The sequence below is a fragment of the Psychrobacter sp. C 20.9 genome (assembly GCF_001921765.1).
In the GTDB taxonomy this organism is placed as follows: Bacteria; Pseudomonadota; Gammaproteobacteria; order Pseudomonadales; family Moraxellaceae; genus Psychrobacter; species Psychrobacter piscatorii_B.
Map to the genome: position 1 here is coordinate 42821 of NZ_MRYC01000006.1, position 12507 is coordinate 55327.

Sequence of the window (12507 nt, forward strand, 5' to 3'; positions counted from 1 at the left end):
GTATAATCCTACATAAGTCATAATCTCAATCATTGTGCTTACCTCGCTCTATCCATATTCCCATTGCAACACCTACCGCATAAATAATGACAGCGACAAGACCGACAAGTATTGAACTAATCATTAAACATCACACCCATTACCTCTCGTTCATATATCCTTACAATAAGCATGTGGTTATCTAACGATATAGCGGACATTTCATCAATGGTTGTTGCTTTACACAACAATTCAATAGCATTTTCCGCTTCAAGCTTGTTAGTAGCAGCCTCTTGTCTTTCGTATTCATCACCATCGACTAGGTTCGCCTCAGCAATCTTTAGGTAGTTATCCACACAAGCAACAAGACAAGCACGTGCTGCATTGATAAAAGCGTCATTAGCTGCAAATAGCATGCTGCGACCGCACCTATCAATCTCACAAACCAATCCAACCTCATATACTTTCATCACTCACCTCGTTATTTACCACCCTCAATCTTACGTACAAACTCAGCGGCTTTCTTACTGCCTGTACTAGCTCGGCGCTTGAGTATGTCCAAGTAAGACCGCTTAGTGATTACGTTCTCTGTCTTGTGGTATTCGTTATAAACCCACTCATGTGATTTGTCGTAGTTGCTCATAGCGTCTCATTAATTTTATTTTGCTCGTCAATAGCTCTAGCGCCCGATATTAAAGATCCATCACAATATTGTATGTACGCAGATCTATCGTCACCATGACCACAGCAAGCGTTCATAACATCGCCTGGCAACTTGCCAATGCAGCCGTCATAAACCTCGTCACCATCAATAATAGGCATCAATCCGCACTTTACGCACACACCTAACTGACCTGAGCCTGACACTTCGGGAGTGTGCATCATGAGCATTCCATCGCTAAATTACAGGCATAAAAAAGCCCCATCGGATTAACGATAGGGCTTGGTATTTGTTCGCTTATTTTAAGTATTACGTTGCTTCTTTTCGCTGCGAAAGCATAAGCGTATCACTAATGTATCACCTAGTGTTTAACAATGCAAGCCTTATTACGCTATATCTCTGCATAATGCGCCACTAATAAAACCTATGCCCTGATTGAGCAATGGCTTCACATGATAGACACCCGCCTCTTTTGTGCCACATGGATATTCAAAGCCTGACCAGTAATCCCTTGCAATCTTGCGCTCACTCCAATTATAGATAAAGAAGTAAGTCACGATATTATGCAAATGCACAGAATGGCGTAAGAGCCGATTCATTGCCCTATCAACTGCTAGTGCGTCATCATCACTAATGAAGCTCACCACGCGTCGTTTAGATGCCTTTGCGCTATCCTTGCACAGCTTAGGGGCTGACTTAATCAACATGAGTGACGGCGATTTACAGCCAAGCTCGTTATTGTCGTCACTCACCCATGCGCCGTAGGCAAAGAGTAAATCTGTTATTGATAAGTCGCTCATTTGCTCTGCTCCGTTGCCAATGCAAGTAATTTATTAATGCGTGTAACAATATCTTCTGCGTTAGCCGCTTTCTGCTCGTCTGTTAATGGCGGTCTTGGCTCTAATGGCTCAGGCTGACGATAAACAAAGCAAGGTCTGCATAGTTGCTTATCAGGATGATGTAAGGCGATGTGCTGTATCTCAAAATCGCTCAAGTCTTTGTTGCAGTATCTACAGTAGTCGCTCATCTACTTAATCTCCACCAGTCCGTTATCTACCCAAATTTGCAATGTCTCAAAATGCGCTCTTAAAATATCTTGATATGTGCTATCACTCTTTACCCTGCCATCTATCGTGTCGTGACAACTTGAGCAAGCAAAGCAGCCCATATAATCAGGCGGCTTAATCCCTATGCCGCAAAACTTGTTGTTTCTGATATGAGCCAGTACCACCGTTTCAGGGTTATGGTTGCAGCCTGTGAGCCTTAACGTGCATTGCTGACCTCGTGCGCTTTTGCGTAGTTTGCTAGTTGCCATATCTGCTGTGCTCCGCTCGTTTGGTTGCTTGCTCTGTGCGCCATTGCTCAAACTTCAATTCAGCCGCTTTTATCATGTATCGCAATTCTTCTTCTTCCTGCACTGCCACTCTGAGCGCGTCCAATATCTCGATGTACTCAGCGTGTGAATAGGCGTAACTCTCTTTTGCCTGTCCCGTGCCTTGCGGTGCTTCTTGTATCAATATCGCCTTCTTAGACTTGCGGAATTGCTCAAGATAAACCCTAGTAGCTTTCGCCCTGGCATAGTCTTTGGCTTTATCTCTAATCCAATTCAAAGGCTTTTCTATTTCTTCACTCATGATTACCTCCACACTCACAGCAAGAAAGCGCCCTGATAGCATCAAGCCGCTTTGGGTTTCTATTCACTTTCTAGATTCTCAGTTTCAACCTTTTTAACTTTCAAAATCTCGTTACAGTTATCGCAAAACGTCTCCCTGAGTTGATGCCTGACATATCTGTGGTCGCAGTGTATGCACGCGAACTCATCTAGTACTGTCTTCTCAATCTCACTCATAACCTACCCCTTACGATAATTGTTAATAAAACTACTTACACTGTCTGTGCTAAGCTCATTATTTTCATCGACCGATTCAATGACCGCTTGACCTTGTGTGTTGATCCAAATCTCCAATATTTCGCAAACCATGCCCTGTTTTTTGTGAGTCCATTGCGTGCCAACCTTGATTGGTCTTTTTAGTTTGAGATTAGTCATTGGTTGCCTCGTATTTCTCAAAGTGAAAAACAACATCAATATCAGTTTCAACTACTAATCCGTACCGCTTAGCTTTTTGGTAGCTTGCATATTTCGGATCTGTATTTAGTGTCTTAATCCTGTCTTTGATGACCCTGCGCCAACTATCCAGCGTCATGCTTGACTTGTCGTTATTACACTTAACGCAAGACGGCATCATGTTGTCGATGTGGTCGTGCTCAGGCTTACGCATATCACCACTCTTGCTTTTCATCGTCCGTGACTTTTCGCACTTGTACCAAATCACCTCACGCTCTACCGGCTCCAAATGGTCGGCCTGCCATCGGTTGGTTAGCTCGATACCGCAATAGCTGCACTGACCGCCATATTTAAGTTTTAACTCTGCTCTTTGCGCTTTGCTTAATTTCATCACTAAACCCTCTCTATTCGATTTAAACCCCATCAAGCCCCACCTGCATCAAACCAACTTTAAAACCTCGCATTTAGCCGATTTGATGCGTTTTTGTGTGAGTGTTTATCGCTTAACACCTCTGATAAAATCCATAACGCTATTCCAGACCGTGTTATCTACAATCTCGTATAGCTCAATAGTCGCTTGACCGCCCTTTGTCACTTCGCCGCGTTTAATAAACAACTCATCAATCTGCTTGTCGTCTTTGTAGACCAACGAGTGTGTGAGCGCGTCACCGATACCCTTCATAAAATTATCAACGTCATAACTTTGCTTGGTCGCTCCATGCAGCGTTACCACCGCTCTTATCCGTCCGTTTTGCGTCCTAATTGAGCCGTGACGCTGTGCAATATCTGCTACCTGTGCAACTACGTCACTTCTAAACTTCTTAGCTCTGTCGGACAATCTGACGTGAACGTACTGTTTGCCCTTTGCTCGCTTAACCGATTTCGCCCAGTAATGATTGACCGATGGCGGCATTGGCAGTTGAGCTTTGAAAAATGGTTCGGTCATATCAATCCTTAATAATCTCGTTAAAACTCTTGCGGCTCATAGTCTCTTTTGAACCGTCCGTGTATCTGATAACAACCGTATCGCTCTTAACCCATTCTTCGCGCTGCACCACTTTGTCGTTGTATCGGTTGGTTTTCATGCTTGCTCTCCTTAAATCTGACAAATCAAACAAAGCTGATCTGGGTTATTCCGTTGTACGCCGCCTTTGCTTGTAAATACGTTTTTACCAATCTCTTTCTCGACAATACGAACCTTTGCCAGTTGCTCAGCTCCAAATTCATCAAGCCCAAAAGCCTTCTCTTTTGACCAATCGCCACCAGCCAAGCAAGGGAAGCAGCCCACGCGGTCAAATCCTTTTGCGTATAGCGGATTCTCAGCACCATCTAAAAACTCAAACACCTCTTTGGCTGTCCAATCCATGATTGGCAATCTAAACCGAACACCCATTTTTCCTAGGTACTTCGGATAGTTGCTCGGTAAAATCTCGTGCGGCTCATATAACTCATTGTCAATCTTGTCCTCGTATCGCTTGGCTCGCTCATGACTTTCACCGCTTCTCATGCCGTACCAGACTTCAAAACCCTGTTCTTGATACTCAGCTAACGTTTTGTAGAATTTCTTACTGACATTTATCTTTAACTGGTCTGTGCAAAATCTAGCTGTGCCTGATGGGAATCGCTTGTACTTCCTAACGAGGTTTAGCACGTCACCATCGCACCGCGTTATGATTTCTACCCCATACATGCCTTTCATCTTTTCAACGTGCTTATACGTCAACTCATGCTCATATTGAGTATCACAAAACAGACCGATAACGTTCTCGGCACCAAAGTGCTTTACAGCTAACGCTAAACAAACTTGGCTATCCTTGCCGCCTGATACTGGCACTACACACTTCACTAAGTTGCTCATGCGCTCAATCTCCGTAATTCTGCTAATTTGGCTGTGATCTGCTTGTCCGTTTCGCTGCCTGGCTGTACTGGTGTATGGCTATAAGCGACTTGATGCGACTCTGGTACTTTAAAATCTGCGCCTTCGCTGTGTTCCTTGCAGACCTCAACGTAATGCTTTTGCCATGATTTGTAGCTGACCGACTCAGGCTGTGTCTTTAGTTCCCACGTACCGACTCGTTTTGCGGTCTCAAGCGTTACCTCGTGCTTGTAGTTGCCCTGCGCTGCTGCTAGGTACTCAGTACGCATATCGGGGTAGTTACTGGCTGTCTCTGTGCGTCCTAGCTTTAAAAAATCTACCGGGTGTGTTGGTGGCCATTCGTGTCTGATTGAAACTCGCTTAGCTAGATTAAATTCTTGATCTGTGGTGTTCATGTCGTTCAGCACGATAAGCCAAACTTTCACAGTGTCCATGTCCCAATCTTCATCTTTCATTTTTGAGCGATAGAGCTTTTTCCAGCCTTTGAACAAACTGGCAATCTGCTCTTTAGTTAACAACTCGCTCTCGTTGTTCTGATTCTGCTGCGAGCTGTGCGTCAAGTCTGTCTGCGTAGATGTCTGCTTGTGAACGTTTTGGCTGATGTTGGCTGTTAGCTGGTTGATGTGGTGCATTGTTATTCCCCTGATAATTTGTTTGCTGTGGCTGTCGTACTACAATTTCATCAAGCCAACATTGGCCGTTTAAGTAAGTAAGTGGATTTTTCCGATATTGCTTGTCATTGTTAGCTGCTACATATTCATCGACGTTTTCTAATATCAATTTGATGTTATCTGCTGTTAATGACTTCCATTTCTTCTCACATTTAGCTCTATCAATTTTCTTATCGTATGCTTCCCAAAACGTCTCAAACGCAGTGATAGATTCATTGATAGATTTACTGATAGATTCATTGATAGGTTTGGGTGACTCTGTGTCACTAGGTAGTGACTCTGTGACACTACCTAGTGGTGACTCTGTGACACTAGGGTGGTGACGCTCTGTCACCAGTGACTTTTTGACACCCTTAGCTATCGTTAAGTGATAACGGTTGCTTTTGTTCTTCTTAGCTTCCTTGTCATACACTTTTTCTATTCTTAAAAAACTATCTGCTTCTAGCTTCTTGATGTGTCTAATAACAGACCTGCGATCAACCTCACACGCTTTTGCTATCGTTTCGTATGAGGGCCAGCAAAGACCTTCATCATTGGCTTGGTCAGCAAGTTTGAGCAAAACCAGTTTTCGCAGTGGATTACCAACTTTTGCATCAAACGCTTCTACTGCTAATCTGAAACTCATTACTATTTGCCTCCAAATAAATTAAGCGCCCATGCCTGACCTTTAGCGGTCATCTTGTTACTGCTGTAACCTTCGTCTGTTGTTCTCATTTCGCCTAAGCCCTGCTCAACGAACCAACCACTCCAAACTCTATTACCACAGCGACCGTCGTAGGCTCGTACTGCTTCTAGCTTCTTATTTAATGCCTGAGCTGATCTTAGACCGATGCTTTTAGCTACATCACCGACTGACTTTAGGTGCGTAGACTCTATTAACTTGTCGTAGGCGCTGACCTTTGGCGCTGCAAGCTCTAATTGCTTGGCTTGATCTGCTGCGAGCTGTAACGCCTCAGCGAATGATTGCGGTATTTGTGGCTGTTGTGCTTGTTGCTCCAATTCAGCCCAGCGATCAACCAATTTGGCGGTAAATTCTGGTGATAGCTGAGCGACAATAATGATGCTGTCACGCTTACCTTGTTCGCCTGAAAAAACGTAGTGAGTGACCGCCTGTCCCAAGTGATTTCTAACTTCCGCCATTGGTGGAAGTTGAATAACTGCTGGTTTGTTTGGCTTATCTGTGGCTAGGCGTTCAATACTTTTTCTTACTACGTCATGACGACTGCCTACCAAGTCAGCTATTTGTTGACTGGTCATGGTTTGCGCTTTCTGTTGATTTAAGATATTCATGTTGCTATACTCCGCTTGTGTAGTTAGTTTTTGTTAGACGCCCTCAATTTGCACTTGAGGGCGTTTTTTATTGCGTGTCGATTAATCGATATCTAACAATCGCTATGCTTTTTCTGACTGGCTCGATTTGGTAACCAAGTTTTCTCGCTTCTCTTACTAGCTTTTGCAGATAGACTTTTGACAAGTCAAAATCGCTAACTTCAAAAATACCCTTCGCTTGTATTTCATTTAAAAACCATTGCAAAGACTTGCTCATCTTCTTTGGCTCTGATGCACGTTCCTCCTTTTTCCATTTCGTTAATTGCTTAGCGATTTTCTTTGCGTCCTGCGCCTCTTGCTTAGCCAAGTTTTTCAGCGCCTCTTTATGCTCACGTTGAGCCTTTGCGCGTGCAACCTTGCGCTCTTTCGGACTCATTTCACGCAGATCCAATCTGCTAGTATCTGCAACACTGCGAATGATGCCGCCGTTGGGCTTGTTCTCAGCGCGTTTCTGTGGGAATTGGTCAAGCCATGCTTCTACTGCATCGACTGGCATACCTTTGTTTGTGTTGCTGTAATTGTTGATCGGTGCGAAATACGGTTCGTTGAATGACATGATTAGCTCCTATGCAAAATGGAATAGTGCGTAAACGACGATTGATACCAGTGTGATATGCGTGATAAACCGCATGACACCGCGCCAAAATATTTCGTTAGCTCGTTTTCTACTTTCGTTCAACTCAAAGTCGTATCTGATATTTTGAGCTTTGAGCGTGTCTTGCTTGGCTTGCGCCTTGCTATTAGATAGCTGATTGTTTGCGCTGTATTCACTCATTGCTGTCGTCCTTGATTGGTACTTCATAAGTTTTGCCACCTGCGAATGTGACCTTTTCGCGTTGTGCTTGCATCATTTGAGAGTGTTCTAGCTCACGCTCCCATGCTTGGATATCTTGTTCTTGCATCTTTTAAGCTCCTTTTCGGTTACCGAAAATCATTTAAGTATCTTTATTGACTTCGGGTTATAAATTGATTTGCGAGAAAACTCCTTTACGCGCTTGACGTGCCTATTAGTTGCATGGCTCACAAGTTCATCGACTGTCATGCCCATAATTTTTGCTGCTCGCTTGATATCCTCTAGCTCATCCTCGCTAAAAGACGGCTGATCGTTATCAGGCATAAGCCCTCCTATTTTGCGGTTACCAAAAGTGGGCTAACCCGCGTCTTTCAAGTTTGTGAAATCTCGGTCAAACTCTCCTTTAAGTTCAGCTTTTAATTCTTCGATGAATCTAAGTGTCGCTTGGCGCACCAAAGTGCTTTTTTGCAGACCGGTTAAACTGGCCACACTATTGATCGCTTCAATCTCATCGTCATTGAAACGAGCGTTAATTCTTTGGTCTTTAATGTGCTTAGGGTTGTCGTACATGGGTTAAGCCTCCTCTGTTTCTGGCAGTAAGTTGCGAAGATAAGCGAAGTCAATACCGTCTCTTAGTTCCTCGCACATAATTGCTCGGTTAGTGTGTTTTTCTATTTCGATAGCAAGACCTGCATCACATGAGCGGTTGCCGTAATAGACTTGGCGTAAGTGACCAAGCGTGGTTCCACAACGAGCAGCAAATGCTTCGCGCTCGCAATCGCTGCCAAGATCACTTACATATTTTTTTAAGCTGTCGATATGAGTTTTCATGTTTTTGCACTCCTTAAGATGTAATTAATTTAGCACATGCTAAATATTATAGCAATAAAAAATTAGCACATTGTAATTTACAAAATGCTAAATAACGTCAATATGCTAATAAACAGCAATAGGAATTTAAGATGAGCGAGACAATACAAGGGCTGAGAAAGGAAAAGCTGATAGCCTTACTAAAGGAATGGAAAGATAGTGGTAAGTTTAAATCGGTCGCTGCTGTTTGTCGCCAATACCCTGTTGACCCTAGTTATATCTCACAAATAAAATCAGGTCACAGGGGTTTTGGTGAGGAAGCAGCCAGAACGCTTGAGGTTGCACTAGGGCTGCCTAAGTTCTACTTTGAGCCTAGCGACCCTACAGCGTCAACAAAAGCTGATGATGGTTTTGACAATGCTAAAAGAGTTACTGATAAGCCTATACGCTATGCGCCAGTATTAAATTTTGTGCAAGCAGGTGCGTTTTGTCAGTACCACGATGACGCTATTGCCGATGAGTTTGAGCCAATTATTGGTGATGGGTTTGGTAAAAATGCTTACTGGGTGGTTTTGGAAGGCGATAGCATGGAGCCTGATTTCAAATCAGGGGAGTTGGTATTGATTGATCCAGATTTACAACCAAACCCTGCTGACTATGTTTTGGCTATGCGTAGTGGGGAAAAGGAAACGACATTTAAGAAGTGGAGGCCAAGAGGTTTTGACGAAGGAACTGGCAAAGAATACGCCCAGCTAATACCGTCGAACCCTGACTACCCTATTATTGACGGTAGGTTTGTGGGCTTTACTATTTGCGGTGTCGCTGTTGAACGCAAACAAAGACTGAGATAACAATGAAAAACTATGAATATTACTGGATTTGTCATTTTATAAAACACTCACACTTGGTTGAGCATCCACCTTTTGGCTGGTGCGTTTATCGTGAGCCAATAGATTTTGACGATTAGAAAAAATTACTAAATTTATCGAAAGCCCGCCATTGAGCGGGTTTTTTTGTGTCTGTTACATACTGATTACAATTATTCTGCCGCAAATTAAAATTAGCACTTGCTAAATTATTAGCATGTGCTAAATTATACACATCGCAAGGCAAAACGCGGACGACGCAAGCGATCACTATTTAAAAACTTAGAGATTAGAAGTTATTAGGTTATAGCCGTTTTAATCGACGGCTATTGCGTACTAACTAAACAATCACCCACAAAAAAGCCCTGCAATTGGCGGACACCAGACAGGGCTTACTAACTTACTAAGGAAACTATTATGACAGAAAAAGCATTAACAATCATTACGCAGCGTGAAGATTTACCGCAACTGTTTGGCAAGCGTATTGAGAACCAAGCAGCAATTGAGGAAGTTATCAGCAAGATTGAAACCGAATCGCGCTCAATCACTTTTGATATTGACACCAAAGACGGTCAAGCGACGTGTCGCTCATTGGCTGCCAAGATTGCAAGCGCCAAGTCTGCCTTGGACAAGGCAGGTAAAGCCAAAAAGGACGAATACACCGTCACTACCAAGCTTATTGACGCTGATCGCAATCTTGCTAAGAGCCGATTACAGGCGCTACAAGATGAAATCAGACAGCCATTGACCGAGTTAGAACAACGAGAAGCACAGCGTAAGGCGCAGCATGAAGCGAACCTTGATGAAATGGTTGACTTGTCAGCTCTAGTAGGCGCTGACAGCTCGGCTATCAGCGAACGCTTAACCGCCCTGCAAGACAAGGTGATTGGTGATGATTGGCAAGAGTACAAGAGCCAAGCGTTAGAAGCCAAAGACTTTGCTTTAAAGGCGCTACGGTCACAGCTTGCTGAAACCAAGCAGCGTGAAGATGAACAAGCAGAGCTTGCGCGGTTAAGAGCCGAACAAGCTCACCGTGAACAGCAAGAGCGTGAAGAACGCATTGCAAGAGAAGCAACCGCTAAAGCTAAGGCTGATGCAGAACGACAAGCACAGCAAGTAGCACAAGAAGCAGAACGCAAAGAGCGTGAAGCAAAAGAACGTGAAGCGCGTCTGATTGCTGAAAAAGAAGCATCTGAGCTAAGAGCAAAGCAGCAAGCAATTGATGCAGCCAAACGTGAGCGTGACGCTATCGAAGCGGAACGGCTAGAAGCTGAGCGTTTAGAAGCTAAGCGCCAGGCGAACAAGAAACATCGTGACGCTATTTTCATTGCAGCAAAAGACGACTTGGTAGCAGGTGGTGTCGATGAAGAAGTCGCTAAGCAGGTCATCAAGCTAATTCACACAAACAAAATTAGCAACGTGACCATCAAATTTTAGGCAATAAAAAGCCGCTCTCGACTGGAAATCAAAGCGGCTTTACTCACAAGGAGCGAAGGGATTATGACAGACATTATCAGATTAGACAATGACGCAGATCACGAGTTAAGCGACTCAGGCACAAGCGGTACGGTTTATATCGCAATGCCTAACGATGTATCAGTTGAGATTTACTTTGAGACTGACGACAGACAGAACATCGAGCTACTAAGCGTAGGCGATTGCTACCAAGAGATTAACGGCGTCAGTGAAGACTACGCTTACACACTGCAATTTGAGCATGAGCCGATGATTAAAGCGGTTATCAACCAGTTTCTACGTGATAACCCGATTGATGACGGTGACGAATACGAACCCGATTGGCACGACCAGCGCACTTACGGGCTAAGCAACTCAGACTTTTTATACGGATAGGGAGAGCATCATGTTAGAGACAATCAGAATTGAAAGCAAAGACCAAAATTCGCACAACACATGCAATGTGATCCTTACGTTTGAGTGTGTTGACTACTCATGCCGTGACCCTGACTTCTACGAAAAACCACCCTACGCTGTGCTTCATAGAGTGCAGCTAGAGCCAACGGCTGACGGTATGTTGGTTATTGATGTACCGCTAGATGACGACAATGTAAGAGAGCATTTTGAGAGCTTATTGAGCGCACATTGCCACGGTTATGACGTGCATACAGTAAGCGAGGTGGCGTAAATGAAACAGCTAACGCAAGCGATATTCAAAGACGCGCCTGATTGGGTTAAGAGTGCAGCAGTTGACAGCACAGGTGATGTTTATTTTTATGCTGTACCAAAAAAAGAGCTTTCTTTTGATTCTGACGAATGTTGGTGGGTTTACTTAGGTAAGGAGGACAACTCGCGTACTTACAGCCCATGTGGTGATTACGACGTTAGCGACTGGCAAAACAGCGCTATAGACAGGGAGTTCAACTGATGAAATCAATCCTAACCTACGCTATTTACTTTGCCTTTGGCGCATTGGTCGCAAACATGGCACTTGCCAACACGGTCATAGTCGATGACAAGGCCTACACGCTAGTCGAGATAGACGGTCAATTGCTTGTGAGTAACGAGTGGCAGCCAGTTAGCGAGAGTGGCTATACGGACGAGTATTTGCAGTCTGAGCAGTATCAAACGGTTAAGGCTGCGAATGAGAGTCTACGCAGAATCAAACAACAATAAGGAATTTAACTATGAAAGCTGAATTAGAATTAATCACGCCAACAAAAGCAGCGTCGATACTAAGAAATCAGAATGAGAATAACCGCAATATAAGCATGGCTGCGGTAAACCTACTAGCTAGAGAAATGAAAGAAGGTAGATGGGGCTTAACACATCAAGGCATCGCCTTTTACGATGACGGCACGCTTGCAGATGGTCAGCACAGATTGTCAGCAGTAGTTGCGTCCGGATGTTCGGTTGAGTTCTTGGTTACTTATGGCACTAAGCGCGAATCATCAATGTTTGTCGATACAGGTAGAGCTAGAAGCACAGGTGATGTTGTTAAGCTGTCAGGTCAAGCTGACTGGCTAACTGCCAAGATGATACAGATGGTTAAACTGGCTTACGGTGTAAAAAGAGTTTCTGCTAGTGAGGTTATTTTATTAGCAGAACCTATAAAAGACAGTCTGATTTTTACTAGTAATTTATTTAGAAGCACCGCAAAAGGTATAACGCTACCGCTAAGAACCGCTGTGCTGCTGGCTCATTTATGCGGAGAAAACAAAGATAGACTGACTAGCTTTGCGGAAATGATTTACTCAGGCGTAGTCAAGAATGACGAAGATACTGCGGTTGTAAAAATACGCGACCATCTTGCTCAAGGAAACCTAAGAATAACAGGCAATGCAGGTCAGCAAATCGACTTTAGCAAAAGTCAGACTGCATTATTTAAGTTCTGCAGGAAGCAACCAGTCCGAGTTTTAAGAGAGCTTGGCGACCTGCCCTATCCGCAACTAGATGCTGAATCGGTTATCGGTGCGAATAGCTCAAACAAGATATGGTGAGG

The 12507-nt window shown here is 43.9% G+C and carries 27 protein-coding genes; 7 read left to right on the forward strand and 20 right to left on the reverse strand.

The window, feature by feature from the left end:
- Window positions 1-116: 116 nt before the first annotated feature.
- The 20 genes from BTW00_RS05415 to BTW00_RS05500 form a co-directional block, all read right to left on the reverse strand.
- Window positions 117-449 (reverse strand): hypothetical protein, encoded by a 333-nt coding sequence (locus tag BTW00_RS05415; protein ID WP_075106576.1) that lies wholly within the window; start codon window positions 447-449, stop codon window positions 117-119.
- 11 nt (window positions 450-460) lie between these two features.
- A complete protein-coding gene (locus tag BTW00_RS14055) occupies window positions 461-622 on the reverse strand; it encodes a hypothetical protein (RefSeq protein WP_178379258.1) in 162 nt (53 codons plus the stop codon).
- The gene (locus BTW00_RS05420) at window positions 619-864 is read right to left on the reverse strand and encodes a hypothetical protein (RefSeq protein WP_075106577.1); all 246 of its coding nucleotides are present in this window, start codon (window positions 862-864) and stop codon (window positions 619-621) included. Before BTW00_RS05420 ends, BTW00_RS14055 begins: the two co-directional genes overlap by 4 nt.
- A gap of 162 nt (window positions 865-1026) precedes the next feature.
- Window positions 1027-1440, reverse strand: a complete 414-nt coding sequence (locus tag BTW00_RS05425) for an antiterminator Q family protein (RefSeq protein WP_075106578.1) — start codon at window positions 1438-1440, stop codon at window positions 1027-1029.
- Window positions 1437-1667, reverse strand: a complete 231-nt coding sequence (locus BTW00_RS05430) for a hypothetical protein (RefSeq protein WP_075106579.1) — start codon at window positions 1665-1667, stop codon at window positions 1437-1439. Before BTW00_RS05430 ends, BTW00_RS05425 begins: the two co-directional genes overlap by 4 nt.
- On the reverse strand, window positions 1668-1955 hold the full coding sequence (locus tag BTW00_RS05435; RefSeq protein WP_075106580.1) for a nuclease domain-containing protein: 288 nt from the start codon (window positions 1953-1955) through the stop codon (window positions 1668-1670).
- Window positions 1945-2274, reverse strand: coding sequence for a hypothetical protein (locus BTW00_RS05440; RefSeq protein ID WP_075106674.1), 330 nt, complete (start codon window positions 2272-2274; stop codon window positions 1945-1947). The genes BTW00_RS05435 and BTW00_RS05440 overlap by 11 nt, the downstream gene beginning before the upstream one ends.
- Window positions 2275-2679: 405 nt before the next feature.
- Window positions 2680-3096 carry an HNH endonuclease gene (locus BTW00_RS05450; protein WP_075106675.1) on the reverse strand — a complete coding sequence of 139 codons (417 nt, stop codon included), beginning with the start codon at window positions 3094-3096 and terminating at the stop codon, window positions 2680-2682.
- Between the two features lie 105 nt (window positions 3097-3201).
- The gene (locus tag BTW00_RS05455) at window positions 3202-3651 is read right to left on the reverse strand and encodes a RusA family crossover junction endodeoxyribonuclease (RefSeq protein WP_075106582.1); all 450 of its coding nucleotides are present in this window, start codon (window positions 3649-3651) and stop codon (window positions 3202-3204) included.
- Between the two features lies 1 nt (window position 3652).
- Window positions 3653-3790: a hypothetical protein gene (locus BTW00_RS14060; protein WP_178379259.1), complete on the reverse strand. Its 138-nt coding sequence runs from the start codon at window positions 3788-3790 to the stop codon at window positions 3653-3655.
- 11 nt (window positions 3791-3801) lie between these two features.
- Window positions 3802-4563: a phosphoadenosine phosphosulfate reductase family protein gene (locus BTW00_RS05460; protein ID WP_075106583.1), complete on the reverse strand. Its 762-nt coding sequence runs from the start codon at window positions 4561-4563 to the stop codon at window positions 3802-3804.
- Window positions 4560-5099: a hypothetical protein gene (locus tag BTW00_RS14065; RefSeq protein ID WP_075106584.1), complete on the reverse strand. Its 540-nt coding sequence runs from the start codon at window positions 5097-5099 to the stop codon at window positions 4560-4562. Before BTW00_RS14065 ends, BTW00_RS05460 begins: the two co-directional genes overlap by 4 nt.
- A complete protein-coding gene (locus BTW00_RS05470; protein WP_075106585.1) occupies window positions 5089-5877 on the reverse strand; it encodes a helix-turn-helix domain-containing protein in 789 nt (262 codons plus the stop codon). The genes BTW00_RS14065 and BTW00_RS05470 overlap by 11 nt, the downstream gene beginning before the upstream one ends.
- Window positions 5878-5879: 2 nt before the next feature.
- On the reverse strand, window positions 5880-6542 hold the full coding sequence (locus tag BTW00_RS05475; RefSeq protein ID WP_075106586.1) for a phage antirepressor KilAC domain-containing protein: 663 nt from the start codon (window positions 6540-6542) through the stop codon (window positions 5880-5882).
- Window positions 6543-6609: 67 nt separating this feature from the next.
- Window positions 6610-7137, reverse strand: coding sequence for a hypothetical protein (locus tag BTW00_RS05480; RefSeq protein WP_075106587.1), 528 nt, complete (start codon window positions 7135-7137; stop codon window positions 6610-6612).
- 9 nt (window positions 7138-7146) lie between these two features.
- Window positions 7147-7356, reverse strand: coding sequence for a hypothetical protein (locus BTW00_RS05485; RefSeq protein ID WP_075106588.1), 210 nt, complete (start codon window positions 7354-7356; stop codon window positions 7147-7149).
- Window positions 7349-7483, reverse strand: coding sequence for a hypothetical protein (locus BTW00_RS14175; RefSeq protein WP_256714011.1), 135 nt, complete (start codon window positions 7481-7483; stop codon window positions 7349-7351). The genes BTW00_RS05485 and BTW00_RS14175 overlap by 8 nt, the downstream gene beginning before the upstream one ends.
- A 29-nt stretch (window positions 7484-7512) precedes the next feature.
- A complete protein-coding gene (locus BTW00_RS05490) occupies window positions 7513-7698 on the reverse strand; it encodes a hypothetical protein (protein WP_075106589.1) in 186 nt (61 codons plus the stop codon).
- A gap of 33 nt (window positions 7699-7731) precedes the next feature.
- Complete coding sequence (locus BTW00_RS05495) at window positions 7732-7944, reverse strand: hypothetical protein (RefSeq protein ID WP_075106590.1); 213 nt, start codon at window positions 7942-7944, stop codon at window positions 7732-7734.
- Between the two features lie 3 nt (window positions 7945-7947).
- Entirely contained in the window at window positions 7948-8205 is a 258-nt protein-coding gene (locus BTW00_RS05500; protein WP_075106591.1) for a YdaS family helix-turn-helix protein, read from the reverse strand.
- A 131-nt stretch (window positions 8206-8336) separates the two neighbouring features.
- On the opposite strand from BTW00_RS05500, the gene BTW00_RS13835 reads away from it, so the two are divergent.
- The 7 genes from BTW00_RS13835 (at window position 8337) to BTW00_RS05535 (ending at window position 12505) form a co-directional block, all read left to right on the forward strand.
- The gene (locus tag BTW00_RS13835) at window positions 8337-9035 is read left to right on the forward strand and encodes a LexA family transcriptional regulator (protein WP_083603581.1); all 699 of its coding nucleotides are present in this window, start codon (window positions 8337-8339) and stop codon (window positions 9033-9035) included.
- A gap of 432 nt (window positions 9036-9467) precedes the next feature.
- On the forward strand, window positions 9468-10487 hold the full coding sequence (locus BTW00_RS05510; protein WP_083603582.1) for a hypothetical protein: 1020 nt from the start codon (window positions 9468-9470) through the stop codon (window positions 10485-10487).
- Window positions 10488-10550: 63 nt separating this feature from the next.
- Window positions 10551-10901, forward strand: a complete 351-nt coding sequence (locus BTW00_RS05515; protein ID WP_075106592.1) for a hypothetical protein — start codon at window positions 10551-10553, stop codon at window positions 10899-10901.
- Between the two features lie 10 nt (window positions 10902-10911).
- Entirely contained in the window at window positions 10912-11193 is a 282-nt protein-coding gene (locus tag BTW00_RS05520) for a hypothetical protein (RefSeq protein WP_075106593.1), read from the forward strand.
- The gene (locus BTW00_RS05525) at window positions 11194-11433 is read left to right on the forward strand and encodes a hypothetical protein (RefSeq protein ID WP_075106594.1); all 240 of its coding nucleotides are present in this window, start codon (window positions 11194-11196) and stop codon (window positions 11431-11433) included.
- Window positions 11433-11681 carry a hypothetical protein gene (locus BTW00_RS05530; RefSeq protein ID WP_075106595.1) on the forward strand — a complete coding sequence of 83 codons (249 nt, stop codon included), beginning with the start codon at window positions 11433-11435 and terminating at the stop codon, window positions 11679-11681. The genes BTW00_RS05525 and BTW00_RS05530 overlap by 1 nt, the downstream gene beginning before the upstream one ends.
- 11 nt (window positions 11682-11692) lie before the next feature.
- A complete protein-coding gene (locus tag BTW00_RS05535) occupies window positions 11693-12505 on the forward strand; it encodes a hypothetical protein (RefSeq protein ID WP_075106596.1) in 813 nt (270 codons plus the stop codon).
- Window positions 12506-12507: the final 2 nt, after the last annotated feature.

Coding starts and splice junctions, on each gene's coding strand:
- BTW00_RS05415 (WP_075106576.1), bottom strand. CDS start 449: ATGAAAGTATATGAGGTTGGATTGGTTTGTGAGATTGATAGGTGCGGT.
- BTW00_RS14055 (WP_178379258.1), bottom strand. CDS start 622: ATGAGCAACTACGACAAATCACATGAGTGGGTTTATAACGAATACCAC.
- BTW00_RS05420 (WP_075106577.1), bottom strand. CDS start 864: ATGATGCACACTCCCGAAGTGTCAGGCTCAGGTCAGTTAGGTGTGTGC.
- BTW00_RS05425 (WP_075106578.1), bottom strand. CDS start 1,440: ATGAGCGACTTATCAATAACAGATTTACTCTTTGCCTACGGCGCATGG.
- BTW00_RS05430 (WP_075106579.1), bottom strand. CDS start 1,667: ATGAGCGACTACTGTAGATACTGCAACAAAGACTTGAGCGATTTTGAG.
- BTW00_RS05435 (WP_075106580.1), bottom strand. CDS start 1,955: ATGGCAACTAGCAAACTACGCAAAAGCGCACGAGGTCAGCAATGCACG.
- BTW00_RS05440 (WP_075106674.1), bottom strand. CDS start 2,274: ATGAGTGAAGAAATAGAAAAGCCTTTGAATTGGATTAGAGATAAAGCC.
- BTW00_RS05450 (WP_075106675.1), bottom strand. CDS start 3,096: ATGAAATTAAGCAAAGCGCAAAGAGCAGAGTTAAAACTTAAATATGGC.
- BTW00_RS05455 (WP_075106582.1), bottom strand. CDS start 3,651: ATGACCGAACCATTTTTCAAAGCTCAACTGCCAATGCCGCCATCGGTC.
- BTW00_RS14060 (WP_178379259.1), bottom strand. CDS start 3,790: ATGAAAACCAACCGATACAACGACAAAGTGGTGCAGCGCGAAGAATGG.
- BTW00_RS05460 (WP_075106583.1), bottom strand. CDS start 4,563: ATGAGCAACTTAGTGAAGTGTGTAGTGCCAGTATCAGGCGGCAAGGAT.
- BTW00_RS05470 (WP_075106585.1), bottom strand. CDS start 5,877: ATGAGTTTCAGATTAGCAGTAGAAGCGTTTGATGCAAAAGTTGGTAAT.
- BTW00_RS05475 (WP_075106586.1), bottom strand. CDS start 6,542: ATGAATATCTTAAATCAACAGAAAGCGCAAACCATGACCAGTCAACAA.
- BTW00_RS05480 (WP_075106587.1), bottom strand. CDS start 7,137: ATGTCATTCAACGAACCGTATTTCGCACCGATCAACAATTACAGCAAC.
- BTW00_RS05485 (WP_075106588.1), bottom strand. CDS start 7,356: ATGAGTGAATACAGCGCAAACAATCAGCTATCTAATAGCAAGGCGCAA.
- BTW00_RS14175 (WP_256714011.1), bottom strand. CDS start 7,483: ATGCAAGAACAAGATATCCAAGCATGGGAGCGTGAGCTAGAACACTCT.
- BTW00_RS05490 (WP_075106589.1), bottom strand. CDS start 7,698: ATGCCTGATAACGATCAGCCGTCTTTTAGCGAGGATGAGCTAGAGGAT.
- BTW00_RS05495 (WP_075106590.1), bottom strand. CDS start 7,944: ATGTACGACAACCCTAAGCACATTAAAGACCAAAGAATTAACGCTCGT.
- BTW00_RS05500 (WP_075106591.1), bottom strand. CDS start 8,205: ATGAAAACTCATATCGACAGCTTAAAAAAATATGTAAGTGATCTTGGC.
- BTW00_RS13835 (WP_083603581.1), top strand. CDS start 8,337: ATGAGCGAGACAATACAAGGGCTGAGAAAGGAAAAGCTGATAGCCTTA.
- BTW00_RS05510 (WP_083603582.1), top strand. CDS start 9,468: ATGACAGAAAAAGCATTAACAATCATTACGCAGCGTGAAGATTTACCG.
- BTW00_RS05515 (WP_075106592.1), top strand. CDS start 10,551: ATGACAGACATTATCAGATTAGACAATGACGCAGATCACGAGTTAAGC.
- BTW00_RS05520 (WP_075106593.1), top strand. CDS start 10,912: ATGTTAGAGACAATCAGAATTGAAAGCAAAGACCAAAATTCGCACAAC.
- BTW00_RS05525 (WP_075106594.1), top strand. CDS start 11,194: ATGAAACAGCTAACGCAAGCGATATTCAAAGACGCGCCTGATTGGGTT.
- BTW00_RS05530 (WP_075106595.1), top strand. CDS start 11,433: ATGAAATCAATCCTAACCTACGCTATTTACTTTGCCTTTGGCGCATTG.
- BTW00_RS05535 (WP_075106596.1), top strand. CDS start 11,693: ATGAAAGCTGAATTAGAATTAATCACGCCAACAAAAGCAGCGTCGATA.